This window comes from Kribbella sp. NPDC026596, from assembly GCF_040638415.1.
Lineage (GTDB): Bacteria > Actinomycetota > Actinomycetes > Propionibacteriales > Kribbellaceae > Kribbella.
The window spans coordinates 165,897-187,775 of the sequence record NZ_JBEZYF010000002.1; the positions used below are offsets into that span (position 1 = coordinate 165,897).

The 21,879-nt window shown below is 68.3% G+C and carries 22 protein-coding genes; 11 read left to right on the forward strand and 11 right to left on the reverse strand.

The features are described from left to right. Nucleotides 1–19: 19 nt before the first annotated feature. Nucleotides 20–949, reverse strand: a complete 930-nt coding sequence (locus tag AB0E63_RS02350; protein ID WP_360360052.1) for a proline dehydrogenase family protein — start codon at nucleotides 947–949, stop codon at nucleotides 20–22. 154 nt (nucleotides 950–1,103) lie between these two features. On the opposite strand from AB0E63_RS02350, the gene AB0E63_RS02355 reads away from it, so the two are divergent. Continuing rightward, entirely contained in the window at nucleotides 1,104–2,138 is a 1,035-nt protein-coding gene (locus AB0E63_RS02355; protein ID WP_360360055.1) for a DUF695 domain-containing protein, read from the forward strand. Nucleotides 2,139–2,298: 160 nt separating this feature from the next. On the opposite strand, the gene AB0E63_RS02360 is transcribed toward AB0E63_RS02355, so the two are convergent. The 7 genes from AB0E63_RS02360 to AB0E63_RS02390 form a co-directional block, all read right to left on the reverse strand. Then, nucleotides 2,299–2,826 (reverse strand): hypothetical protein, encoded by a 528-nt coding sequence (locus AB0E63_RS02360; RefSeq protein WP_360360058.1) that lies wholly within the window; start codon nucleotides 2,824–2,826, stop codon nucleotides 2,299–2,301. Nucleotides 2,827–3,534: 708 nt separating this feature from the next. Continuing rightward, nucleotides 3,535–4,272, reverse strand: a complete 738-nt coding sequence (locus tag AB0E63_RS02365; RefSeq protein WP_360360061.1) for an ABC transporter permease — start codon at nucleotides 4,270–4,272, stop codon at nucleotides 3,535–3,537. Next, nucleotides 4,269–4,991, reverse strand: a complete 723-nt coding sequence (locus tag AB0E63_RS02370; protein WP_360360064.1) for an ABC transporter ATP-binding protein — start codon at nucleotides 4,989–4,991, stop codon at nucleotides 4,269–4,271. Before AB0E63_RS02370 ends, AB0E63_RS02365 begins: the two co-directional genes overlap by 4 nt. A gap of 46 nt (nucleotides 4,992–5,037) precedes the next feature. After that, nucleotides 5,038–5,634: an HDIG domain-containing metalloprotein gene (locus AB0E63_RS02375; RefSeq protein ID WP_360360067.1), complete on the reverse strand. Its 597-nt coding sequence runs from the start codon at nucleotides 5,632–5,634 to the stop codon at nucleotides 5,038–5,040. Next, nucleotides 5,634–6,284, reverse strand: coding sequence for a TetR family transcriptional regulator (locus AB0E63_RS02380; protein ID WP_360360070.1), 651 nt, complete (start codon nucleotides 6,282–6,284; stop codon nucleotides 5,634–5,636). The genes AB0E63_RS02375 and AB0E63_RS02380 overlap by 1 nt, the downstream gene beginning before the upstream one ends. Beyond that, nucleotides 6,281–7,132 carry a sugar phosphate isomerase/epimerase family protein gene (locus tag AB0E63_RS02385; protein WP_360360073.1) on the reverse strand — a complete coding sequence of 284 codons (852 nt, stop codon included), beginning with the start codon at nucleotides 7,130–7,132 and terminating at the stop codon, nucleotides 6,281–6,283. Before AB0E63_RS02385 ends, AB0E63_RS02380 begins: the two co-directional genes overlap by 4 nt. 7 nt (nucleotides 7,133–7,139) lie before the next feature. Next, complete coding sequence (locus AB0E63_RS02390) at nucleotides 7,140–8,072, reverse strand: Ppx/GppA phosphatase family protein (protein ID WP_360360075.1); 933 nt, start codon at nucleotides 8,070–8,072, stop codon at nucleotides 7,140–7,142. Between the two features lie 87 nt (nucleotides 8,073–8,159). On the opposite strand from AB0E63_RS02390, the gene AB0E63_RS02395 reads away from it, so the two are divergent. Next, nucleotides 8,160–8,900, forward strand: a complete 741-nt coding sequence (locus AB0E63_RS02395; protein ID WP_360360078.1) for a hypothetical protein — start codon at nucleotides 8,160–8,162, stop codon at nucleotides 8,898–8,900. Here AB0E63_RS02395 and AB0E63_RS02400 read toward each other — a convergent pair. Beyond that, a complete protein-coding gene (locus AB0E63_RS02400; protein WP_360360081.1) occupies nucleotides 8,893–9,846 on the reverse strand; it encodes an NAD-dependent epimerase/dehydratase family protein in 954 nt (317 codons plus the stop codon). The two genes, AB0E63_RS02395 and AB0E63_RS02400, sit on opposite strands and share 8 nt — an antisense overlap. A gap of 68 nt (nucleotides 9,847–9,914) precedes the next feature. Between AB0E63_RS02400 and AB0E63_RS02405 the strand changes: the two genes are divergently transcribed. From AB0E63_RS02405 to AB0E63_RS02415, 3 genes are all read left to right on the forward strand, one after another. Next, nucleotides 9,915–10,547 carry a VOC family protein gene (locus AB0E63_RS02405; protein ID WP_360360084.1) on the forward strand — a complete coding sequence of 211 codons (633 nt, stop codon included), beginning with the start codon at nucleotides 9,915–9,917 and terminating at the stop codon, nucleotides 10,545–10,547. A 392-nt stretch (nucleotides 10,548–10,939) separates the two neighbouring features. Further along, a complete protein-coding gene (locus AB0E63_RS02410) occupies nucleotides 10,940–11,287 on the forward strand; it encodes a metalloregulator ArsR/SmtB family transcription factor (protein ID WP_360360087.1) in 348 nt (115 codons plus the stop codon). Between the two features lie 54 nt (nucleotides 11,288–11,341). Continuing rightward, nucleotides 11,342–11,830 carry an SRPBCC domain-containing protein gene (locus AB0E63_RS02415; protein ID WP_360360089.1) on the forward strand — a complete coding sequence of 163 codons (489 nt, stop codon included), beginning with the start codon at nucleotides 11,342–11,344 and terminating at the stop codon, nucleotides 11,828–11,830. Here AB0E63_RS02415 and AB0E63_RS02420 read toward each other — a convergent pair. Together AB0E63_RS02420 and AB0E63_RS02425 are read right to left on the reverse strand one after the other, a co-directional pair. Beyond that, nucleotides 11,827–13,227, reverse strand: a complete 1,401-nt coding sequence (locus tag AB0E63_RS02420; protein WP_360360091.1) for a wax ester/triacylglycerol synthase family O-acyltransferase — start codon at nucleotides 13,225–13,227, stop codon at nucleotides 11,827–11,829. The genes AB0E63_RS02415 and AB0E63_RS02420 overlap by 4 nt on opposite strands. A gap of 139 nt (nucleotides 13,228–13,366) precedes the next feature. Further along, complete coding sequence (locus AB0E63_RS02425) at nucleotides 13,367–14,791, reverse strand: beta-N-acetylhexosaminidase (RefSeq protein WP_360360094.1); 1,425 nt, start codon at nucleotides 14,789–14,791, stop codon at nucleotides 13,367–13,369. Between the two features lie 160 nt (nucleotides 14,792–14,951). Here AB0E63_RS02425 and AB0E63_RS02430 point away from each other — a divergent pair, with 160 nt between their 5' ends. The 6 genes from AB0E63_RS02430 to AB0E63_RS02455 all read left to right on the forward strand — a co-directional run bounded on the left by AB0E63_RS02430 (nucleotide 14,952) and on the right by AB0E63_RS02455 (nucleotide 21,868). After that, nucleotides 14,952–16,184, forward strand: a complete 1,233-nt coding sequence (locus tag AB0E63_RS02430; protein ID WP_360360097.1) for an MFS transporter — start codon at nucleotides 14,952–14,954, stop codon at nucleotides 16,182–16,184. Between the two features lie 4 nt (nucleotides 16,185–16,188). Next, nucleotides 16,189–16,884 carry a class I SAM-dependent methyltransferase gene (locus AB0E63_RS02435; RefSeq protein WP_360360099.1) on the forward strand — a complete coding sequence of 232 codons (696 nt, stop codon included), beginning with the start codon at nucleotides 16,189–16,191 and terminating at the stop codon, nucleotides 16,882–16,884. A gap of 113 nt (nucleotides 16,885–16,997) precedes the next feature. Continuing rightward, the gene (locus AB0E63_RS02440; protein ID WP_360360102.1) at nucleotides 16,998–17,549 is read left to right on the forward strand and encodes a hypothetical protein; all 552 of its coding nucleotides are present in this window, start codon (nucleotides 16,998–17,000) and stop codon (nucleotides 17,547–17,549) included. Next, the gene (locus AB0E63_RS02445) at nucleotides 17,539–18,786 is read left to right on the forward strand and encodes an ABC transporter substrate-binding protein (RefSeq protein ID WP_360360104.1); all 1,248 of its coding nucleotides are present in this window, start codon (nucleotides 17,539–17,541) and stop codon (nucleotides 18,784–18,786) included. The genes AB0E63_RS02440 and AB0E63_RS02445 overlap by 11 nt, the downstream gene beginning before the upstream one ends. Beyond that, nucleotides 18,786–20,558: an ABC transporter permease subunit gene (locus AB0E63_RS02450; protein ID WP_360360107.1), complete on the forward strand. Its 1,773-nt coding sequence runs from the start codon at nucleotides 18,786–18,788 to the stop codon at nucleotides 20,556–20,558. Before AB0E63_RS02445 ends, AB0E63_RS02450 begins: the two co-directional genes overlap by 1 nt. Next, on the forward strand, nucleotides 20,555–21,868 hold the full coding sequence (locus AB0E63_RS02455) for a hypothetical protein (protein ID WP_360360110.1): 1,314 nt from the start codon (nucleotides 20,555–20,557) through the stop codon (nucleotides 21,866–21,868). The genes AB0E63_RS02450 and AB0E63_RS02455 overlap by 4 nt, the downstream gene beginning before the upstream one ends. Nucleotides 21,869–21,879 lie beyond the last annotated feature (11 nt).

Genomic DNA, 21,879 nt, shown 5'->3' on the forward strand with positions numbered 1-21,879 from the left:
CTACTGACCTTCGGCCGGACTACTTCTTGCTGATCAGGGAGCGGGCGAAGAACTGGAGATTGGCGGGGCGCTCGGCCAGGCGGCGGACCAGGTAGCCGTACCAGTCCTCCCCGTACGGGATATAGATGCGCACGGTGTGGCCGAGGCCGGACAGCCGGAGCTGCTCCTCGGGCCGGATACCGAAGAGCATCTGGTACTCGAAGCTGCCCGGCTGACGGTTCGCGCGCTCGGCCAGCGAACCGGCGATCGCGATCAGCCGCGGGTCGTGCGAGGCGATCATCGGGTAGCCGGTGCCGTTCATCAGGATCTTCATCGCCCGGACGTACGCCTTGTCCACCTGGCGCTTCTCCTGGAACGCGACCGACTCGGGCTCCTTGTACGCACCCTTGCAGAGCCGGACCCGGGACCCGGCGTGGGCCAGGTCGCGGCAGTCGCCCTCGGTCCGGCGCAGGTACGCCTGGAGCACCGCGCCGGTCTCCGGGAAGTCCTGGCGCAGCTCGCGCAGGATGCCCAGGGTGGAGTCCGTGGTGGTGTGGTCCTCCATGTCGAGGGTGACCGTCGTACCGGCGTTGCGGGCGGCGAGGCAGATGGTCCGCGCGTTCTCCAGCGCGATCTTCTCGCCGTCGCCGGGCAGCGCCTGGCCGACGGCGGACAGCTTGACCGAGACCTCGGCGTGCTTGGTCAGGCCGGCGGCCGCGAGTTGCTTCAGGAGCTCGAGGTAGGCGTCCGCGGTGGCGGTCGCGGCGGCCAGGTCGGTGACGTCCTCCCCGAGGTGGTCCAGGGTGACGTTCAGGCCGTTGCTGACCAGCTTCTCGGTGGCCAGTACGGCCTCCGGATTGGTCTCGCCGGCCACGAACCGCGAGACGATGCCACTGGACACCGGGAGCGACGACACGGCCTTCTTGATCTGGGGGCTGCGGGACATGCCCAGCAGGACTCGCCGAAGCACTACAGGTTCCTCCTCATCAACCCACCCGGCCCCATATGCCAGTGGTGTCAGCAGGTTACGCGCCTGAACCGAACCCGCCCTAATCATGTGGCCGGGACCACACCAGCGGGTCCACTGGTTCGGTACTCGACCCTTGCTCAGGAAAGATGCGGGCATGCCCATCTTCAAGCGTCGGCGGCGGACCGTGGTGGAGGCCGATCCGATCGGCGCGTTCTGGTCGTGGTGGTCCGCGTCCGGAGCCGCTGTCGTCGCCGACTCGATCGCCCGGACGGAACCGACCGAGACGAGCGGCCTCCTGACCGAGCGGATCGCGGAGATCCACCCGGATCTCGAGTGGGAGCTCGGTCCCGGGCTGCACGCCGAGCACGTCCTGATCGTCACCGCCGCCGGCAACCCCGTGCACCGGGCCGTCGCCCGCCGCTGGTTGCGTGCCGCGCCGCCGTCCGACCAGACCTGGGAGTACGCCGACCTGCGCCGGCCCGGGCCCGCGTTCACGATCCGCTTCGACGGGCTGCCGCCGATTCCGGTCGACGAGGCCGTCGTCTCGGTCGAACCCGATGCCGCCTCGATCCACGTCGGCGTACATCATCCTGTTTTTCCTGAGCTGCCGATCGACGTGCAGCGGCGGGTGACGTTCCTGATCCTCGACCTGGTTCTCGGCGAGGAGATGGTGGAGACCTGGGTCGGCGCCATCGAGACGCTCACCTCGGTGCCGGATGATGCTCGGCCCATCGAGGCGCTACTGCCGGAGGTCGCCGGGTTCGCGTCCGAGCACACGCTCGAGGACGGCAGTCCGGCGTGGAAGATGCTCGAGGGTACGCGCGACGGACACCGGCTGATCGCGACCGCCGAGTACCCACTCCGCTCGATCCGCCGCCCGCACCTCGACACCCACGCCGCGGTCTCGATCGGGTACCCCGTGGTCCGCGAGGACGGCCTGCCCGAAGCCGAGATGCTCGACGAACTCCGCAGTTTCGAAGACCACCTCACCGACCGCCTCGGCGGCTCCGGCAACCTCCTCGCCCACGAAACCTCCGCCGGCACCCGCATCCTGCACTACTACACCGACGGCACCACCCCCGCCGGAGCCCAACTCAAAGCCGCCACCACCGGCTGGCCCCACGGCGCGGTCACCGTAACCACAACCCCAGACCCCGCCTGGCACAACGTCTCCCACCTCGCCGGATAACTGCGACCCACGCGCCCGCTACGCGCGCTCCTACCGTCGCGTGCTACGCCGGGTCGCTCCCACCCACCCTTTTGCACGCGGCTACCGCCGCATCCTCGACCACACCGTGGTCCCGCGGACCGTCGTCAGGCCCAACGCCGCCGCTCGATCGGCTGCCGGGCTATCCCGCCCACGGGTTGGGGCCTTGCCGGACGATCAGCAGCTCGCGGGGCTGGCCCGCCGGCCAAAGGTCGACTTGATAGAGGAAGTGGTCACCGGGGCTGCCGTTGACTTCGGCGGTGGGTGGCGGCGACGGGATGTAGGAGACCCGGGCACGTAGTAGTCCAGCTGGCACGGCGAGACTCGGCCCATCGACCGGATCGACACTGGGGCTGTATACGGCGAGTTCACCGCTCGGAACATCGAGGTCTGCTTCCACGATGTGCTCGGCCGATGCCTCGATGATCGGCGTCGACGCGTGAACGGTGATCAGCGACTCGACGAGATCATCCCGGGCGGTGCCGACCGCGATCGAGTGCGGTTCGACGCCGACGCGATGGACGTAGACCGCCTCATGCGTCCAACCGGCCGGCGGCAGGTCTGGATCTATCGCGTGCTCGGCTATCCATGCCCTGTAGAGCTCAAAGTCTTGGACGTAGAACTGCCCGTGATCAGCATCGATCAGGAACCTCAGCGACGCGGCACCCATCGACGCAGGCTATCGGAGCTCGCGCCGCTACCACTGGCGCCAGCCGCCGGCGGCGTCCCCACACTCAACCGCTGAACCATTCGCATCCCAGTCAACACGGCGATGAAGCCGGTCGTCACGAAGGCCACGATCCGCCCGACGCGATCGAGTCGTGGCAACCGGCGGCGCCCGACATCGCCGAGTCGTGGATCCTGGCGACGGCTTACGGCGTGTCGGCCGCCAGGATCCACGACTGAGCGACGGCTCACGCGCTAAGGCGCCGGAAACGGGTGCGGTTTGCGCATGAGCTCCCTGAGGACGCGCGTCAGACATCGAGCGCGCACGACTGAGCAGCCTTCGCGCTGGGTGGTGGGCTCGACGTTGCCGAGTCGTGCAAACTGGCGGGCGCTGTTCGGCCAGACGTCACCGAGTCGTGGATCCTGGCGACGGTTTTCGGCGTGTCGACAGCCAGGATCCACGACTGAGTGACGGTTCACGGGGGTCCGGCTTGTCCTGCGTCCGGGGTCGCGGCGGGCCGGGTGGACGCGACGCAGGAGCGGGCTTGGCGGGGCGTCGAACGGACCGCAGTCGGCGAGACCACGTTGTGGTCGATGAGCGGCGGTAGCCGCGCGCAAAGGGGCGGGTGGGAGTGGCCGGCGTAGCACGCGACGCAGGAGCGGGCGTGCCGGGCGCGAGAGGGGCTTACCAGGTGATCTGGCGCGCGTGGGGCTAGGCGGTTCGGCGTTTTAGGGTGGCGGCGCCTAAGCCGAGGGCGGCGAGGATGAAGGCTAGGACTATGAGGGCGTCGCGGCCGGTGCCGGTGGTGAAGCCGTTGCCTTGGGCAACTCCTATGACCGCGTCGACGGCGTAGGAGAGCGGGAGTATGTCGCTGATGGCGTGCAGGACCGTGGGGAGTTGGTCGCGGGGGATGAGGAGGCCGCACAGCAGGATCTGCGGGATCATCACGGCGGGCATCATCTGGACGGCCTGGAACTCGGTGGCGGCGAACGCGCTGGCGAACAGGCCCAACGCCGTACCGAGAACTCCGTCCAGGACCGCGACGACGCCGAGCTGCCAGGCGGGGCCCTGGATGTCGAGATCCAAGGCGTACAAGGCGATCGACACGACCACGATGGCCTGAACGACGGCGATGAGGGCGAAGGCCAGCGCGTAGCCGAGGAGGAAATCGAGCTTCGCCATCGGCATCGTGAAAAGCCGCGACAGCGTGCCGCTCGAGCGTTCGCGCAGGGTCGCGACCGAGGTGACGACGAACATGATGATCGCCGGGAAGACGGCGAGCAGCGGCCCGCCGAAGCGGTCGAAGGCGTTGGGTGAGTCGGTGAACATCCACCACATCAGGCTGACCAGCAACGCCGGCAGGACGATGAGCATCGCCACCGTCCGGTGGTCGCGGCGCAACTGGGCCAGGACCCGAGCGGCGACGGCGAAGGTGACCCGGGGCGTCATCGCGCACCAGCCTTTCGGTCGATGAGGGTGAGGAACGCCTGCTCGATGTCGTCGGTACCGACCGAGTCGAGCAGGCCCCGCGGGGTGTCGTCGGCGAGCAGGTCGCCGTCGCGCATCAAGAGGAGGCGGTCGCAGCGCGAAGCCTCGTCCATCACGTGACTCGAGACGAGCAAGGTCGCACCGGCGTCCGCGAGTGAGTGGAAGAGGTTCCACAGGTCGCGCCTCAACACCGGATCGAGGCCGACGGTCGGTTCGTCGAGGACGAGAAGTTCCGGATTCCCGAGCAGGGCCGCGGCGAGCGAGGCCCGCGACTGCTGTCCACCCGACAGTCGATCCACCCGCTGGTTGGCGTGACTCCGCAGATCGACAGCGTCGATCACCCGGTCCACGTCGTCAGACGGAGCACCAAGCACGGCGGCGAAGAAGCGCAGGTTCTCCGTGACGGTCAGGTCGAAGTACACACTGGACTCCTGGGTGACGTACCCAATCCGGCCGCGCAGCTTGGGTGCTCCGGCGGGCGACCCGAGGACGGAGACGTCGCCAGTCACGCGAGCCTGCAGACCGACAATCGCCCGGATCAGCGTCGTCTTGCCACAGCCGGACGGCCCGAGCAGCCCGGTCACCGTCCCGGCCCGGAGATCGAACCCGACCCCGTGCAGGACCTCCCGGTCGCCGCGCACCACCACGACGTCCCGGCAACTCACCGCGTTTTTCACCATGTGATGAATTTAGCGCCGCAGGCACCCCTTGGCAAGACCGGGGAACTCAGATGACGGCTTGTCCGGTGATGTCGCTCAGCGACTCCAGGTCCGGCTCGCCGTACCGCCGCCGGAGTGCGTCGAACGCCACCACCTTGTCCGCGCCCCAGCGACCGACCCCTGCCGCGTACGAGTCGCCGGACACGAAGACCGGCGGTGTCCGCTTGCTGTGGAACTTGTCGGCGTACATGACGAGTTCCTCCTCGGGCGATCCGGGGATGTAGTCGTCGACCGGGATGGGCAGGGACTGCCGCAGTACGTCGTCACGCGTGATGCCGACGCCCGTGTGCCGGGAGGCGAAGCGGCAGATCTCCTCGGGGAAGCCGAGGTCCCGCAGGAGCTCGTGCCCGAGTACGCCGTGTCGAACGTAGTCAGTGGTGTCGAGCTCACCGGCCGAGTTGTAGAGGCGGTAGACGCCGACGTCGTGCAGGAGAGCGCCGGCGCGAACGAGATCGGTGTCCAGGTAGACGACGAGGCCGACAAAGAATTCTTCGGCGATCTGGCACACCAGATCGCAGTGGTAGTAGACCGCCTCGAAGGCTTCGCGGGTCGGGGCGTGATCGCGATGCAGCGTCTCGATCTCGCGGTCGGTCGGGATCTGCATCAGCCAGTCAGGTGAAGTTGGAGAACCGGGGCCAACCGGTCGATCAGGGTCTGTACGTCGGCGCCGGCTACCGGTTCGAGCTCGACGAGGTAGCGGGCCATCGCGAGTCCGATCAGCTGCGTCGCGACCAGGCTGACGCGGAGATGCGCGTCGGGTACGTCGATCGCCCGCGAAACCGGCTGGATGATCAACTGCGTGATGCCCTCGCGCATCACCCGGGCGACCTCGTCACTACTGACCACGCTCCGGAAGATCGCCTTCATCCGCTGCTGTCCGTCGGCCGACTCCCAGACCCCGAGGAACACGGTGGCGATCCGCCGGCCGAGCTCCTCGCGCGGTCCGTCGAGGATGTGGGCGGCGATCTGCCGCGGGTCGACCGGGATCGCCATCGCCTCGATGAACAGCTCATCCTTGCTGTCGAAGTAGTGGTGCACGAGGGCCGCGTCCACGCCGGCCTCGCGGGCGACCGCGCGGATCGAGGTGGCGGTGAAACCCTTGTCCGCAAAGGAATCCCGGGCCGCTCGGAGGATCTCACCGCGGGTGTCCGGTCCGCCGGGCCGTCGCCCGGGCCGACCGGCTCCCGCAGTACGCCGGCCGGTGGACCCCGTCGTACGGGGCGCGGTCGAGTCCGCCGTACGACGGGTCGTCACGGGGTGAGCTCCGAGATCTCACCTTCCGGAGTCACGGCGAACGACGTACGGCGGGACGAGCGGACGAAGTGTTTGCGGGTGAACTCGAGGGACTCGACCAGGTCGACCTCACGCTCGGACCGGCTGGTCGCGCGGCGGGTGTTGATCTCGATGATGATGTGACCGCGGAAGTCCTGGTTCGCCAGGCCGTTCAGCAGGTCCGCGGCGCGCTGCGTGCCGCGGCCGGGCACCAGGTGCTCGTCCTTCGCCGAGCCGGTGCCGTCGGTCAGGTGGATGTGCTTGAGGGTCCTGCCCATCGTCGCGGCCAGCTCGACGCAGTCCTGCTCGGCGGTCGACGAGTGCGACAGGTCGAGGGTGGTGTGCGCGTAGGTCTGCTCGGTCGGGTCCCAGCTCGGCGCGTACGCCTGCAGGCCCTTGCCGGGCGCGCGCCACGGGTACATGTTCTCGACCGCGAAGATCACCCCGGTCTCCGCCTCGAGCCGGGCGATCCCCTCGACGAAACCGCGCGCGTAGTCCCGCTGCCAGCGGAACGGCGGGTGTACGACGACCACGTCGGCGCCGAGATCCTTCGCTGCTTCGGCGCTGCGCTCGAGCTTGCCCCACGGATCGGTCCCCCAGACCCGCTGGGTGATCAGCAGGCAGGGCGCGTGGATCGCGAGCACCGGGAGGTGGTGGTAGTCGACCAGCCGCTGGATCGCGTCGATCTGGGTGCTCAGGGGGTCGATGCCGACCATCACCTCGACACCGTCGTACCCGAGGCGCGCGGCCAGCTCGAAACCGCTGGCGGTGGACTCGGGGTAGACGGAGGCGGTGGACAGGCCGATCCGCGCGGTCTTGCTGGTGTTCATCGAGAACCTATCGGGGTTGCAACTGGTCGAGCCGGGACAAGATGACACCTTCGCGCAGCGCCCACGGGCAGACCTCGAGCATGGGCAGGTCGAACAGGTCCATCACCGCGTCCGCGACCATCGCGCCGGCGAGCAGCTGCGACGACCGGCCGGCCGACACCCCGGGCAACTCGGCCCGCTCGGCGGCGGACATCTTGGTCAGCTTCGGCATCCACTCGGCCAGGTCGTTCCGGTTCAGTCCGCGGGGCACGTACGGTCCGTCGTCCGACGGTGCCGCGCCACAGATCCGGGCCAGCGAGCGGAACGTCTTGCTGGTGGCGACCGACCGTTGCGGCTTGCCTGCGCGCAGTACCCCACCGGCCACCGCGGCCATCTCCATCCGGATCCGCTTGCGCAGCGCCCGCACCTGATCCTTGTCCGGCGGGTCGGTGGTCAGGGCCTCGCGGGTCAAGCGGCCGGCGCCGAGCGGCGCTGAAACGGCGACCGTCGGCTCCTCGTCGGACCCGGCCGCGATCTCCAGCGAGCCGCCACCGATGTCGAAGACCGCCAGGCGACCCGAGGACCAGCCGAACCAGCGCCGTACCGCCAGGAAGGTCAGCCGCGCCTCGTCCTCACCGCTCAGCACCTGCAGGTCGATCTCGGTCTCGGCCCGGACCCGGTCGAGCACCTTCTCGCCGTTCGGTGCCTCCCGGAGCGCGGACGTGGCGAACGCGAGCACCGACTCGCAGCCCTTGTCCTCGGCCAGCTCGGACGCTTCCTTGACGAACGAGATCAGCCCGTCGGACCCGGACTGCGCGATCTTGCCGTCCTTGTCCAGGTGCTCGGCCAGCCGCAGTTCGGTCTTGTGCGAGTACGCCGGGTACGGTGCGGCACCGCGATGCGCGTCCACCACGAGCAGGTGGACGGTGTTGGATCCCACGTCGAGTACGCCGAGCCGCATACCCTCACGCTACTGGACTCCGCGAGCACAAGCGTGTTCCGGAGTCTTCGTTCACAGTTGTGGGACGGATGCGCGTACGCTTTCCAAGTGCCTGAGGTTTCTCTCGATTTTCCCCGCGCGTGGGTCGAGTTCACCGATCCCGACGACTCCGACCAGGTCTTCCGCTGCGACCTGACCTGGCTGACGTCCAACTGGACCTGCATCTTCGGCGGTGGTTGCCAGGGCATCTACAAGGGGCGGCCGAACGACGGCTGCTGCACCCTCGGCGCGCACTTCTCCGACTCCGACGACGAGAAACGGGTGAAGTCGTACGTCAAGGAGCTCACCAAGGACGACTGGGAGTTCCGCAAGGAGGGCCGTAAGAACGGCTGGGTCGAGACCGACGACGAGGGCGACCGCAAGACCCGGGTCTGGGACGGCGCCTGCATCTTCCTGAACCGCCCGGGCTTCCCCGGTGGCGCCGGCTGCGCGCTGCACGGGCTGGCGCTCAAGCGCGGCGTGCACTTCGTCGAGACCAAGCCGGACGTGTGCTGGCAGCTGCCGATCCGCCGTACGTTCCGCGAGGTCGAGCGCCCGGACGGTACGACGTACACCGAGGTCGGCATCGCTGAGTACGACCGGCGCGGCTGGGGTCCGGGCGGACACGACCTGGACTGGTACTGCACCGGCAACACCGAGGCGCACATCGGCGTCGAGGCCGTCTTCGAGTCCAGCAAGGTCGAGCTCCAGACCCTGATGGGCCTCAAGGCGTACGACGTACTCGCGGAGCTGTGCAAGCAGCACCTGGAGGCGGCGCGGCCGTTGCTACCGCACCCCGCCTCTAAGTAGTGATCTTCTCGTTGTCGACGAGCCAGCGGATGGCTTCGAGGGTGGTTTCGAGCGCGGAGTAGCGCGGCCGGAAGCCAAGGAGGCGGGCCGCCTTCTCCATCGAGCAGTTCGGGCTGTGCGCGATGTGGTCCTTCGTCGTCGCCGCGTCCCGATCGGAGACTGTCTTGGTCCACTCGTCCCACGACATGAACGTCAGCTTGGCTTCTTGACCGAACGAGCTCGCCACGCCTTCGGCGTACCCGCGCAGTGTCATCGCGCCGTCGGCGACCGCGTGGAAGCTCTCGCCCACCGCGGTCGAGTGGCTGGACAGCGCGGCCAGGAAGATGCCCGCGACGTCGGCCGCGTGGACGTGGTTGATGGTCTCCAGGCCGAAGTTCGGCAACGCCAACTCGTCGCCTCGGGCAAGCTTCTCGAAGACGCCGAGGTCGAGGTTGCCGGCCGGGTTGATCGGCGTCCAGCCGGGGCCGCTGATGTGCCCGGGGTGGATGATCGTGACCGGCAGCCCGTCGCGGCGGGCCTTGCCGAGCAGGTAGGACTCGATCGCGGCCTTCTGTACGCCGTAGTCGCCGAAGGGCCTGCGCGGCGCGTCCTCCCGGGTCGGGACGGTCACGCTCGGGCCGTGTACCCAGATCGTGCCGCAGTGCAGGAGGTGCTGGACCTTTCCTTCCACCGCCTCGACGAGTTGACGTGCGCTGTCCTCGGTGAAGCAGATCAGGTCGACGACCACATCGGGGTTCAGGTCGGCGACCCGCTGGCCGAAGGTTCCGGCGGCGTCCTCGGCTTCCCGGTCGACCTGGATCAGCTCGACCTGTTTCCACGCCGCGTCCGACTGGTACGGCGTACGTGCGCCGCGACTGAGCACCGTGACCTCATGCCCGAGGCGCACGAGCCCCGGAACGAGGTAAGTGCCGATATGACCTGTGCCTCCGATAACGACCGTACGCATGATGTGAACCCTAGCCCGACACACCCCTGCCGCCGCGACTGTCGGTGGGTGGGGCCAGAATGGCTGGCATGCGTCTGGATCATCTGTCGTACGCGTGCGGACCCGATGGGTGCCGTGCGACCGTCGAGCGGTTGTCCGCGCTACTCGGAGCGGAGTTCGTGGACGGCGGTGTGCACCCGCGCTTCGGCACGGTCAACCACATCCTGCCGCTGGAGAACGACCGCTACATCGAGGTGGTCGACGTACTCGACCACCCTGCCTCCGACAAGGCACCGTTCGGTCAGGCGGTCCGCGCTCGGAAGGAGCTCGGCGGCGGATGGCTGGGCTGGGTGGTGGCGGTCCGCGACATGGAGCGGATGGAGAAGCGCCTCGGCCGCCAAGCCGTGCCCGGTAACCGGCACCGGCCCGACGGGGTGAACCTGACGTGGCGGCAGATCGGCGTGAAGGGCCTGATCGCCGACCCGCAACTGCCGTTCTTCATCCACTGGGACGACCTCGCCGAACACCCGTCGGTCGGCGGCAAGGGCACCAAGCTGACCGCACTCGAGATCGCCGGCGACCCCGTCCGCGTCACCGACTGGATCGGCCACCCCGCCGACCACCTCCTCGACGACCTCGACGTCGCCTGGGTAGGCCCCAACGGCCAACCCGGCCTCGTAGCCGCCGTCTTCCAAACCCCCAACGGCCTAGTCCGCCTGTAGTTTTCGCCCCCGGCGTGCTGTGGGTTTTACCCCCGGCGTGCTACGCAGTCGCTCCTCCGTCGCGCGCTACGCGCGCCCCCACCCACCCGACGTTCCCTGCGGGCTGACGCCCGCGTTCCGTGGGCTTATCGCCCTTGTGCTGCCGGCTGAGCGCCGACGCTCGCGGGCTATCGCCCGTTATGCGGCTGACGCCGCGCGGTGCGGCTCAGCGCCCGCGGTCACGCGGCTCTCGCCGCGGTGCGGCTCGTCGCCGCGGATGTGCGGGCTGACGCCCGCTTGCCGCACTCCTGCGTCGCGCCGACCACATCTCGGCTGCTGCTGATCCGTGACAGCTCTCGGGATCCGTTGGAGATCCTTGACCTGTCCTTGCTGTGGGGCTAACGTACAACCAAATGGTTGTAGATGATGGTGTGGTCGACGAGCTGTTGCATGCGTTGGCTGATGGGACTCGGCGGGACATTGTGCGGCGGTGCCTGGTGGGTGCGGCGTCGGTGTCGCGGTTGGCCGAGGCTTATCCGATGAGCTTCGCGGCCGTGCAGAAGCATGTCGCCGTACTGGAACGGGCCGGGCTGGTGAGCAAGGAACGCAGTGGCCGGGAGCAGCTCGTGCGGACCGACGTCGACGCCGTACGGCGGGCTCGGGACGCACTCGACCAGCTCGAGGCGACCTGGCGCGGACGCGTGGACCGGATGTCGGCACTGCTGACCGAACCCGAAGAGCCGGCCGAGCCGCGGGACTGAGCGAGACCCACGGGCCGGGCTGCGGGACCAAGCGAGATCGAGGGGACTGAAACGATGAGTGTTACCAGCGTTGACAAGGACTTTGATGGGTTGACCTTGACCGTGATCGCGGACTTCGACGCGACGGCCGAGCGGGTGTGGGAGTTGTTCGCGGATCCGCGGAAGCTGGAGCGTTGGTGGGGACCGCCGACGCATCCGGCGACAGTGATCGAGCACGACCTGACACCCGGTGGCGAGGTCTTCTACTACATGACCAGCCCCGAGGGTGAGAAGTTCCACGGCCGGTGGAACGTGACCGCGGTCGACGCGCCGAGCTCGGTGGAGTTCGTGGACGTGTTCGCGGACTCCGAAGGCAAGCCCGTCCCCGACCTGCCGACGAACAGCATCCGGATCCAGCTCGGCGCGTACGACGGGGGCACGCGGATGGAACTGCGGTCGGTGTTCGACTCTCGGGAGCAGATGGATCAGCTGCTCGGCATGGGCATGGCCGAAGGACTCGCCCAGGGCGTCGCGCAGATGGACGCGCTCCTCGCCGAGGACTAATGGATGTTTTCGAGGTCCGCGAGTGAGGTCTCGAGGTGCGTGAGTAACCGCTGCAGGTGCGGCAGCGTACGGCGGCAGCCGGTCAGCCCGAAGTGCAGTTGATGGTCGTAGCTGGTGACGCTGATGTTGAGCGCCTGCCCGTTGAGCACGATGCTCGCCGGGTACATCCCGAGCAGCCGCGACCGATTCCAGTACAGCGGAGTCTCGGCCGGCCCGGGCACGTTCGAGATGACCAGGTTGTACGGCGGCGTCGTACGGCCGGCCACGCCCGGGAGGACCGCGGCGGGCCCGGCGACACTGAAGCCGAGGGCGCCGATCAGCAGTTGCTGCAACGGGCTGAGCTCGGACAGCACGCCTTTGGCGTAGGCGGTCGACGCCATGATCCGGCGGATCCGGCGCTCCGGGTCCGCCTCGTCGGTGGCGAGTTCGGCGATCAACGTGCTCAACGAGTTTCCGCCACCCGGAGCATCGGCCGCACTGCGCAACGACACCGGGACCATGGCCGTCAACGCCTTGTCCGGAAGGGCGTTCAGCTCAAGCAGATAGTTGCGCAAGGCACCTGAACACATCGCCAGCATGACGTCGTTCAGCGTCGCACCGGTGATCGCCCGGACCTTCTCCAGCCGCTCGATCGGCCAGGACTGCGCCGCGAACCGCCGCGAGCCGGTGATCGGCTGGTTGAGAATCGTCCGCGGCGCCTGGAACGCCGCCGCCGAGTGCTCGGCCGCCACGCTCCGGATCATGCTCTTCAGCCCGACCGGCGTGAGACCGGCCAGGTCGGCGAGGAATCGCACGGTGTGTGCAGGCAGGCGGCCGACCGTCGTCAGCAAGCCAGTAGACGGGGTCTCCGGCGCGGACGGGAGTGCATAGGTCGCGGGCATGTCGGTGCGCGCGGGGTCGGTGGTGAGGGTGTCGGCCAGCCGGCGCAGCGCCGAGACGCCGTCGATCATCGAGTGATGGATCTTGCTGTAGAGGGCGAAGCGGCGTCCCTCGACACCTTCGATCAGGTGCATCTCCCACAGCGGACGATGCCGGTCGAGAAGCGTCCCGTGCAGGCGACTGGTGAGCTCGAAGAGTTCCCGGTAGCGACCCGGGCGGGGCAGGGCCGACATCCGGACCTGATACTCGAGGTCGACCTCGTCGTCGCGGTCCCACGACCAGTAACCGAGGTCCCGGGCGCGGTGGCGAACCCGCCGGGCGAACAGCGGATTGACCGGCTGCGCCGCGACCATGTCGTGGTACAGCCGCGACACGTAGTCCCGGGATCCTTCGGGGAACACCTGGTCCCGTTCGGCGCCCTCCGGCAGCTCGAACAGCATCAGTCCGCCGACATGCATCGGCTGTTCGCGCGTCTCCCCCAGCAGGAACATCGCGTCCAGCGGCCCCACCGCTGTCATCAGTCCTCCCGACCTGGTCCCGGCATCCCATCGTCGCCGCCGTACCCCAGGCCGTCTACACCCGTCCGACACCCTTCACCCAGATTTAGTTACCGACTCAGCAACTATCGGACGGAGGGTGTTGGCGGGTGTCGCGGGGTCAGTCGAGCGGCCGGTAGTTGACGCCGATCGCCTCGATCCGCGACAGGTGCGGACGCAGGCGGCCGAGGAACTCGTCGTAGGACGTCTTGGGTGAACCCCACGCGCGTTCGGCGAAGGCGGACAGCCGCGGCAGCAGCATGTAGCCGACCTGCGCCTCGTCCGGCATGTACTCGGTCCAGATCTGGCACTGGGTGCCGATGATCAGCTCGGCTTCCTCCGAGGTGAGCGACGCCGGGATCACCTCGAAGTCGTAGACCTTCTCCAGCGGGATGAAGTTGCCGATCGCAAGCGGCTCGGTGGCCGGGTCGCCCTGGTAGTAGTCGAAGTACACCGACTCACACGGGGCCATCACGGTCTGGTGCCCGGCCTTCACTGCGACCTCGCCGCGCTGGGCACTCCGCCAGGCCATGATGACCGCGTCCTTCGGGCAGTCGGTCTCGACCATCTCGTCCCAGCCGACCAGCCGGCGCCCCTCCTCGGCCAGCACCGTCGCGACCTGCTCGGTGAACCAGCCCTGCAGCTGCCCCGGCTCGGTCAGCCCGAGGTCGGCCTGCCGCTTCTGCGCTACTTCGGAGTCCCGCCACTGCACCGACGGGCACTCGTCGCCGCCGAGGTGGATGTAGGGGCTGGGGAAGATCTCCAGCACCTCCCGAAGGACGGTCCGGACGAACTCGACGGTCTCGTCGTTCACGTTCAGCACGTCGTCGCTGATGCCCCAGTACTGCCGGACCTTCAGCTGCGTGTCCGGGTTGTTGCCGAGCTCCGGGTATGCCGTGATCGCGGCCTGCATGTGACCCGGCAGGTCGATCTCGGGAACCACGGTGATCCCGCGGTCGGCGGCGTACGCGACGATCTCGCGCAGGTCGTCCTTGGTGTAGAAGCCGCCGTGGCGCTTGCCGTCGTACTCGAACTCCGTCTGGCCGCGGGACATCTTGCCGACCATGGTCTCGTCGCGCCAGGCGCCGATCTCGGTGAGCTTCGGGTAGGCCTCGATCTCGACCCGCCAGCCCTGGTCGTCGGTGAGGTGGAAGTGCAGCACGTTCAGCCGGTGCAGGGCGAGCACGTCGATGACCTTGAGGACGAACTCCTTCGGCATGAAGTGCCGGGCGACGTCGAGCATCATCCCCCGCCAGCCGAACCGCGGCGCGTCCGCGATCCGCACTGCCGGCACCGCGACCTGGCCGTCCGCGGCCGGCTCGGCCGCGTCGATCAACTGCAGGTACGTCGTCTCGGCGTGCCGGAGCGCGTCCTCGGAGCCGGCCGACAGCCGGGCGCCGTCCGCGGTCACGTCGATCCGGTACTCGGTCTCGCCGAGGTTCTCGACCACGTCCCGGATCGCCTCGGCGACGGGATTGCCGGTGAACCACTGGCCTTCCTCGACGGTGAGTTCACGCGGGGCAGGGACGATCGCGATGTCAGGCATCCGGACTCCAAAGAGGATCTGAATTACGTCAGAACGATCCTATAAGTGCGGTACGCTGCTCGTCCACGTTCGGAAGTGCGTGCAACCCACATGCTGAGAACGCTGCTGAACACTCCGTAATCGAGTGCCTTCGGAGTCAGGTTGATGAGAAGGTGAGCCGGTGAGCGCTGACCCGAGACCCGCCGAGCTACAGCGAACGACCTTGCGGGTATTGGTGGCGAGCAACGTGCTCGGTGGGGTGGCCGTGGCGAGCGGGTTCGCTGTGGCGGGCCTGCTGGCGGAGAACATCTCCGGCTCGACCTCGCTGGCCGGCTTGGTCGCCACGTCGACCACGCTGGGTGCCGCGCTCCTCGCCGTACCGCTGGCTCGGGTAGCGCGTTCACGCGGGCGACGGGTGTCGTTGACGATCGGCTATCTGATCGCCACGGTTGGTGCACTGCTCAGCGTCGTCGCAGCGCAGGTGGACTCGCTCTTACTGCTCCTGTTTGCCGGATGCCTGTTCGGCAGCGGGTCTGCCTCCAACCTGCAGTCCAGGTACGCCGCAACCGACTCAGCCGATCCCGCCCACGTCGCCCGATCGCTGTCGCTGGTCGTCTGGGCCACCACGATCGGTGTGGTCGTCGGACCGAACCTGACCGGCGTCGGTGGCTCCGTGGGTACGTCGCTCGGAGTCATGGCGCTCGCTGGTCCGTACGTGTTCTCCGTGATCGCGTTCGGGCTCAGTCTGGCCACCGTGTGGTTCGGGTTGCGCCGACTACAGCAGGTCACGCCGCGAGCGAAGGTGGAGCGACAGCCGCTGGCACCAACCTTCCGGCGCGTGGTGTCGATCCCCAATGCCCGGCTCGGACTGTTCTCCATCGCTGTCGCACATGCGGTGATGGTCGGAGTCATGTCGATGACGTCGGTCCACCTGCGGCACCACGGTGCATCTCTGACGATCGTCGGCTTCGTCATCAGCGGTCATGTGGCGGGCATGTATGCCCTGTCCCCCGTCATGGGCTGGCTGGCAGACCGCCTCGGCCGCATCCCGACCATCGGCATCGGCCTGGCCATCCTCGCCATAGCCATGACTGTGGCCGCGCTCGCTCCGGATGACGCCCACGGCCTGACCGCCGCCGCCCTGGCGCTGCTGGGCCTCGGTTGGTCCGCCTGCCTGGTCGCCGGGTCCACTCTGTTGTCCCGCTCTGTCCCGGAAGACATCCGCACGTCCGCGCAGGGCCTGTCCGACCTCACCATGGGCGTCTTCGCCTCCATCGCCGGCATCGCCGCCGGCCCGGTCCTGGCGCACCTCGGTTTTCACTGGCTCGCCGTACTCTGCGGCATGCTCCTGATCCCTGTCGCTCTGCTGGCCGCCGCGACGAGCAGACCGCTGCCGGCGGCAACTAAGGTCTAACAACGTGAGCATTGCGGAGGGTGGGATTCCCAGTCCGAACATCTGGCATCACCCGAAGGTGTACGAGGTCGAGAACCGGGCGGTGGATCCGGACGGGGTGATCGAGCCGGCCCTGCGGGCGATCCGGGACTGGGCCGGGCTGACGGTGCTCGACATCGGATGCGGGACCGGATACCACCTGCCGATGTTCGCCGCGACCGCCGCGCGAGTGATCGGGGTGGAGCCGCATGGCACGCTGGCCGACGCGGCCCGTCGGCGAACGCGTGCCTTGGCCAACGTCGAGGTGCGGCAGGGTACGGCGCAGCAGTTGCCGGTGCCGGACTCCTCGGTCGACGTGATGCATGCGCGCTGGGCGTACTTCTTCGGGCCCGGCTGTGAGCCCGGACTGGCGGAGCTGGACCGGGTGATGCGGCGTGGTGGCACGGCGTTCGTGATCGACAACGACGCGAGCCGGTCGACGTTCGGCCGTTGGTTCGTCGCGGCGTACCCGACGATCAAGCCGGACGTCGTGGAGAAGTTCTTCACCGAACGCGGATGGACGCGAACACTCCTGGACATGGGTTGGCGGTTCGAGCGGCGTGCGGACTTCGAGGCCGTGGTCCGGATCGAGTTCAAGCCCGCCGACGCGGACCGGATCATCGCGTCGCACTCCGGTGTCGAGGTCGACTATGCGATCAATCTCTGGAGCAAGGACTTCTGAACGCCTTCTGAAAGTCTCTGAAGCGACACCCGGGACCGGCTGCGGACGGACCTCGATGACCCATAGGGTTGACGGACCACTCGACGGGTCTTCTGGGGAGGCGCCAGCCAGGGATGGACGGACTCCTGCTCGAACGCGTACCGGGGTTGCCGGACCGACTTCGGATCGATGTAGGTGAGCAGCGAGCCCTGGTGATGCCCTCTGCCGCCGCAGCCCGCCAGCTGGCCGACCTGGTCACCGGTGCGGAGGATCCACCGGACGGTGTGGTGGTGAAGGTCGGCGGACCGGTCCGACTGATCCCGGCCGAAGGCGGACTGCTGCCACACCTGACTGTTCTCGACAACGTGATCCACGGGCACCGAGTTGCGCATCCCGTGACCAAGCAGGCCGCGAAGGAACAGAGTCTGGTCAAGGCGGCCCGCTGCGGTCTCGAGGACGTGCTGGACCGCTATCCGCATGAGATCACGCCAGGCCGGCGCCGGCTGGCCGGTGTGGCCCGGGCACTCGGCGCGTACCCACGGGTGATCCTGCTGGAGGACGCGAACGGCCTGCCGACGTGGGGATCTCTGCTGCGGATCGAACACAACCCGGACCTCTCCTCGGCAGCTCTGCTGCTGATCACGACCAATGCGGCACGGACGACGGGCTTCCTCGATGCGGAGTAGTCGTCGGGCGTTCCTGGGCGCCGCCGGCGCGCTACTGGTCACGGGCTGTTCGAGTGACGTGCTCGGCCTGCGCCGCAGCGTGCGCATTGCGGTGAGCTGGAGCGGTCAGGAGCTACGCGCCTTCCATCAGGTACTCGACGGCCTCGGCAAGCTGGACTACCCCGTAGAGGTCGTGCCGCTCGGCGATGACATCTCCACCGCGTTCGGAGCTCGGTCCACGCGCCGTCCGGACATCGTGATGCTGCCGCAGCCCGGCCTGGTCCCTCGTCATCTCCAAGACCTCGAACCCATCCCGGCCGACCTCGCCGGACTCGGCCAGGCCCGGCTGTGGAAAGACCTTCTGGTGCACGACAAGACGACGTACGGCGTGCCCTTCAAGACGGCTCACAAGTCGGCGGTCTGGTATCGGCCCTCGGTTTTCCGGGAGGCCGGCGTACAACCTCCGCGGTTGTGGGCGGAGTGGTTGGAGCTCAACCAGACACTCACACAGGCGGGTATCACGCCGCTGTCCCTCGCCGCTGGTGACGGCTGGGTGCTGACGGACTTCCTGGAGAACGTGCTGCTGGGCATCGCGCCCGCTGTCTATGAGGGTCTTGCGACAGCGACTGATCCGCGTCCGTCACGGCAGCCACAGTTCGCCGCCGCACTGCGGTTGCTCGGGACGATGTGGTCGGCTCCGGATGCACTGGCCGGTGGTGTGAACCGCTCACTGGTACAGCAGTTCCCAGATGCCCTGGTGGAGGTGTTCGGCCACCGCAGAGCCGCGATGGTGCTGGCATCCGACTTCGCAGAACCAGTCGTACGGTCGTTTGCCGCGGACCCGGCCGACATCGGCGTTTTCACCTTCCCGCCGCTGACACCGGGTGGGGCAGCGCCTGTGGTGGTGGGTGGTGACGTGATGGTGTTGCCGAAGCCGACGACCGACGACGCGCTCGATCTCGTCCGTCGGCTGGCCGCACCGACCGCTGCGGACCCGTGGATCAAGGAAGGCGGGTTCCTGGTCGACGGACGGGTGTCGGGCTACTCCCCCGAGCTCACCAGGCTCGCGGAACAGCTGACCAGGCCCGGGGAGCTGTTGGAGTTCGACCTGTCCGACCGGCTCGGTCGCCTCGGTGACATCAACGGACTCTGGCGCGTGCTCACGGACTTCCTGATCCAGATCGGTGGCCGCGGGGCTTCCGTCGTACCCGAGGCTGTCGACGCGGCGATGACCGAGACACGGAAGGTGGAGGGCTGATGGGCCTGCAGACCAACGGCCTGTCGCTCGAGGTCGTCGGCCGGGAGGTGAGCGGCCGACCCGTACCGGGAAAACCGCGCCGGCCGGCCGGTCCGTACCTGCTGGGGTTGCCGGCGCTGCTGCTGAGCTGTCTGCTGCTGGTGCCGATCGGAGTGACCGTGGTCGCGGCGTTCCGGACCCCGGGCGGCTTCGGCTTCGGCAACTTCGCGGTGATGGGCGACCCCGGTGCATTGCGTGCCGTGGGCAACAGTCTGCTCTGGGTACTGGTCGCCTTCGGACTGGTGGTGGTCGGGTTCTTCCTCGCCCTGCTGAGTTATCGGCTCCCCGCGCTGACCTCGTTCCTGCAGCCCGCACTGGTGATCCCGTTCGCTGTGTCGATCCTGGTCTCCGGTGCGACGTTCCGGCTGATCTTCGACCCGACGCCGGAGCGCGGGACCGTGACGGCGGTCTGGAGCCGGCTGTTCGGGGCGAGCCCGGTCTGGCTCGGGCCAGGCTTGATCTGGCTCGTACTGGTGTCCGCCTTCGGCTGGACCTGGCTCGGGTACGTCGTGTCGCTGTTCCGCGCCGGACTGGACGCGATCCCCGACGACGTCACCCGGACTGTCGCCGCCGAAGGTGTGACCGGGTGGCGGCGATTGCGTGCGTTGGAGATCCCACTACTGCGGCCGATCACCGGTGTGGTCACGCTGACCCTGGTGATCGCGGCGGTCCGGGTCTTCGACCTGGTGCTGATCGTCGTACCGGGTTCGATGCAGCGGTCCGCGGATGTGCTCGGCCTCAACTGGTGGCGTGCGACCACGAGTGGCGACGACTCCGGACGGACGGCGGCACTCGGGGTGGTGCTGTTCGCGATCGTGGCCGCTGTCGGGGTGATCGGCGTTCGTGGACTGCGGCGGCGGCGCTGGGCGATGCCCGTGGCCGTCGTACCGCCTGATCCGTCGGTGGGTCGACCGAAGCCGAGCAAGCGGGTACGGCGGATCGGCTGGACGGTCGGCTTCGCTGTGAGTCTGGTGTGGATCTTCCCTGCCGTGGTGCTCGTCGCCACCGCCCTGCACTCACCACGCGAAGCCGGTCTGCGAGGCTGGTGGTCGCTTTCAGGACTTGGGTTCTCGTCGTTCGCGGCTGCCGCCAATGTCGGGCTCTTCCGGGCTTTGCTGTCCACAGTGCTCATTGCGGGCGCTGCCACGGCTGTCTTGCTGGTGATCGCCGTACCGACGGCCTATCTGGTTGCCTGGGGTGGTTTGCCGCAGTGGTTGGGCCGCGTGGTCACGTCTGCCTTTGTGGTGTTGGCGGTTACGCCTGTTCAGATGTACGCCGCTCCACTGCGGGATGCGATCGGTACTGCGGGGCTCGCGGGTTCCCGGGTTGCGTTGGCGCTCGTGCATGCGGCTGCCGGTCTGCCGTTCGCGGTGCTCTTGCTGCGGTCCGCCTTCGCATCTGCACCACCTGCGTTGGTGTCTGAGGCATTGCAGGGTCCTGCGCGGCAGAGCGCCGTACTGGCTACTGTGCAGCGGACCTATCGGCCCGCACTACTTGCAGTTGCGGTGCTGGAGTTCGCGTTGGTGTGGAACGACTTCATCGTCGGCTTCCTGATCAGCGGACCGGGTACGACGCCGTTGTCGCTGGTGCTGTGGGGTGAGGCGCGGCAGTTCTCGGCCTCGAGTGGGACTGCCGCTGCCGCTGCCGCGGTCGCGTCCGTCGTGCCCGTAGCACTGATGCTGACCTTCTGGCAGACCGTGGTCCGCGGACTGACCGCGGGGAGCAGGCCATGACCGCGGAAGAACCGAAACCAGACGAGAGGCCACGACCCAACCGGTCGCGCGGCTGGTTCTTCGGAATCAGCGCGCTGGCGTCCGGTCTGTTGTCCGGACTGGCGTCCGAGAGGTTGTCGCAGAGCCTCGACAGTGGCGGTTGGGTCCGCGTGGCCGGTCTGTCGCTGACCATTGTCTTCTTCCTGGTCTGGGCGGTCTACAACGCACCGACGCTGTTGCGGGCCTATCGGCGCTGGCGGCGCGGCGATGTCGTTCCGATGGCCGCACCGGAACTGCATGCGGCCGCGGAGGAGGCAGAGCAGTGGATGATCGCGCTCGGCTCCGACGCCGGCGGCATGGCCGCGGCCGAGTGGTACTCGGTGAACGAGCCCTGGCTGCGAGAGCTCCTGCTCACCGAGAAAGCGCGTGACGACACCGCCGACGACCTGGCCCGGATCTGCGACGCCCTGGAGGTTTGGTACGTACGTCGCTCTGAGCCGGGTGCACTGCTGGAGTTGAGTGAGTTCCTGAACGCGGTCGCGGACGGGTGTGGACGCCGGGACCTTGCGGAGCTGGCTGCTGTTCGCGCGGCAACGGCGTACCGGATGATGGGCGACTCGGAAGCGGCGAGCACGCGGCTGGGCATCTCGGACAACGTGGCGACCCACAGCCGTACGGCGGCCGCGTTGACGACTCGTCGGCAAGTGGAGCGGGCACTGTTGCACCTGGCTCGGGCCGAGCAGGCGCCGGCCGGGAACGACCGCGTCGAGGCGGTGCTGAACGCACGCGATCGGCTGGACGACGCACGACTGAGCCGGCCGGGTCCTGACCTCGCGGCCGAGGTGGCGATCTTCATCAACCTCGCGGTCGTGCATCTGTATCAGCAGGACGCCGAGGGTGCGCTGGACCAGCTTCGGCCGGCGGTTGCTCGCGCTACGGCCGCAGGCGATGTGAGTGGTCAGGCGCACGCACTGGAGCTGACTGGTGTGGCCGCGTGGATGCAGCGCAGTCCGCACGAAGCCAAGCGCTGGTGGGAGCACGCCGCCCACTTGTACGCCGAGATCGACGAACGCGAAGGCCGCGCCCGCTGCCTGCAACACCTGGGCTCCGCCGAGGTCGCCGCCGGCCATCTGCAACCCGCTGTCGAACTCCTCGAACAGAGCGCCCTCCTACGCACCTCGGAGAGCGAGCTCCTGACCAAGTACCTCGAAGCCGCCCGCGAAACCGCGCAGCTCCCGGTCGTCCCCGACGACACTCCCCGCCACCTGGCCGTCAACTGGCTCACCCGCAGCCTCAACCGCCTGCGCGGCCACCTCACCCTGGACCGCTGACCCACCGGGAC

Coding starts and splice junctions, on each gene's coding strand:
- AB0E63_RS02410 (WP_360360087.1), top strand. CDS start 10,940: ATGGTTGTAGATGATGGTGTGGTCGACGAGCTGTTGCATGCGTTGGCT.
- AB0E63_RS02360 (WP_360360058.1), bottom strand. CDS start 2,826: ATGGGTGCCGCGTCGCTGAGGTTCCTGATCGATGCTGATCACGGGCAG.
- AB0E63_RS02420 (WP_360360091.1), bottom strand. CDS start 13,227: ATGACAGCGGTGGGGCCGCTGGACGCGATGTTCCTGCTGGGGGAGACG.
- AB0E63_RS02375 (WP_360360067.1), bottom strand. CDS start 5,634: ATGCAGATCCCGACCGACCGCGAGATCGAGACGCTGCATCGCGATCAC.
- AB0E63_RS02400 (WP_360360081.1), bottom strand. CDS start 9,846: ATGCGTACGGTCGTTATCGGAGGCACAGGTCATATCGGCACTTACCTC.
- AB0E63_RS02425 (WP_360360094.1), bottom strand. CDS start 14,791: ATGCCTGACATCGCGATCGTCCCTGCCCCGCGTGAACTCACCGTCGAG.
- AB0E63_RS02455 (WP_360360110.1), top strand. CDS start 20,555: ATGACCGCGGAAGAACCGAAACCAGACGAGAGGCCACGACCCAACCGG.
- AB0E63_RS02405 (WP_360360084.1), top strand. CDS start 9,915: ATGCGTCTGGATCATCTGTCGTACGCGTGCGGACCCGATGGGTGCCGT.
- AB0E63_RS02355 (WP_360360055.1), top strand. CDS start 1,104: ATGCCCATCTTCAAGCGTCGGCGGCGGACCGTGGTGGAGGCCGATCCG.
- AB0E63_RS02390 (WP_360360075.1), bottom strand. CDS start 8,072: ATGCGGCTCGGCGTACTCGACGTGGGATCCAACACCGTCCACCTGCTC.
- AB0E63_RS02370 (WP_360360064.1), bottom strand. CDS start 4,991: ATGGTGAAAAACGCGGTGAGTTGCCGGGACGTCGTGGTGGTGCGCGGC.
- AB0E63_RS02415 (WP_360360089.1), top strand. CDS start 11,342: ATGAGTGTTACCAGCGTTGACAAGGACTTTGATGGGTTGACCTTGACC.
- AB0E63_RS02385 (WP_360360073.1), bottom strand. CDS start 7,132: ATGAACACCAGCAAGACCGCGCGGATCGGCCTGTCCACCGCCTCCGTC.
- AB0E63_RS02445 (WP_360360104.1), top strand. CDS start 17,539: ATGCGGAGTAGTCGTCGGGCGTTCCTGGGCGCCGCCGGCGCGCTACTG.
- AB0E63_RS02450 (WP_360360107.1), top strand. CDS start 18,786: ATGGGCCTGCAGACCAACGGCCTGTCGCTCGAGGTCGTCGGCCGGGAG.
- AB0E63_RS02365 (WP_360360061.1), bottom strand. CDS start 4,272: ATGACGCCCCGGGTCACCTTCGCCGTCGCCGCTCGGGTCCTGGCCCAG.
- AB0E63_RS02440 (WP_360360102.1), top strand. CDS start 16,998: ATGGACGGACTCCTGCTCGAACGCGTACCGGGGTTGCCGGACCGACTT.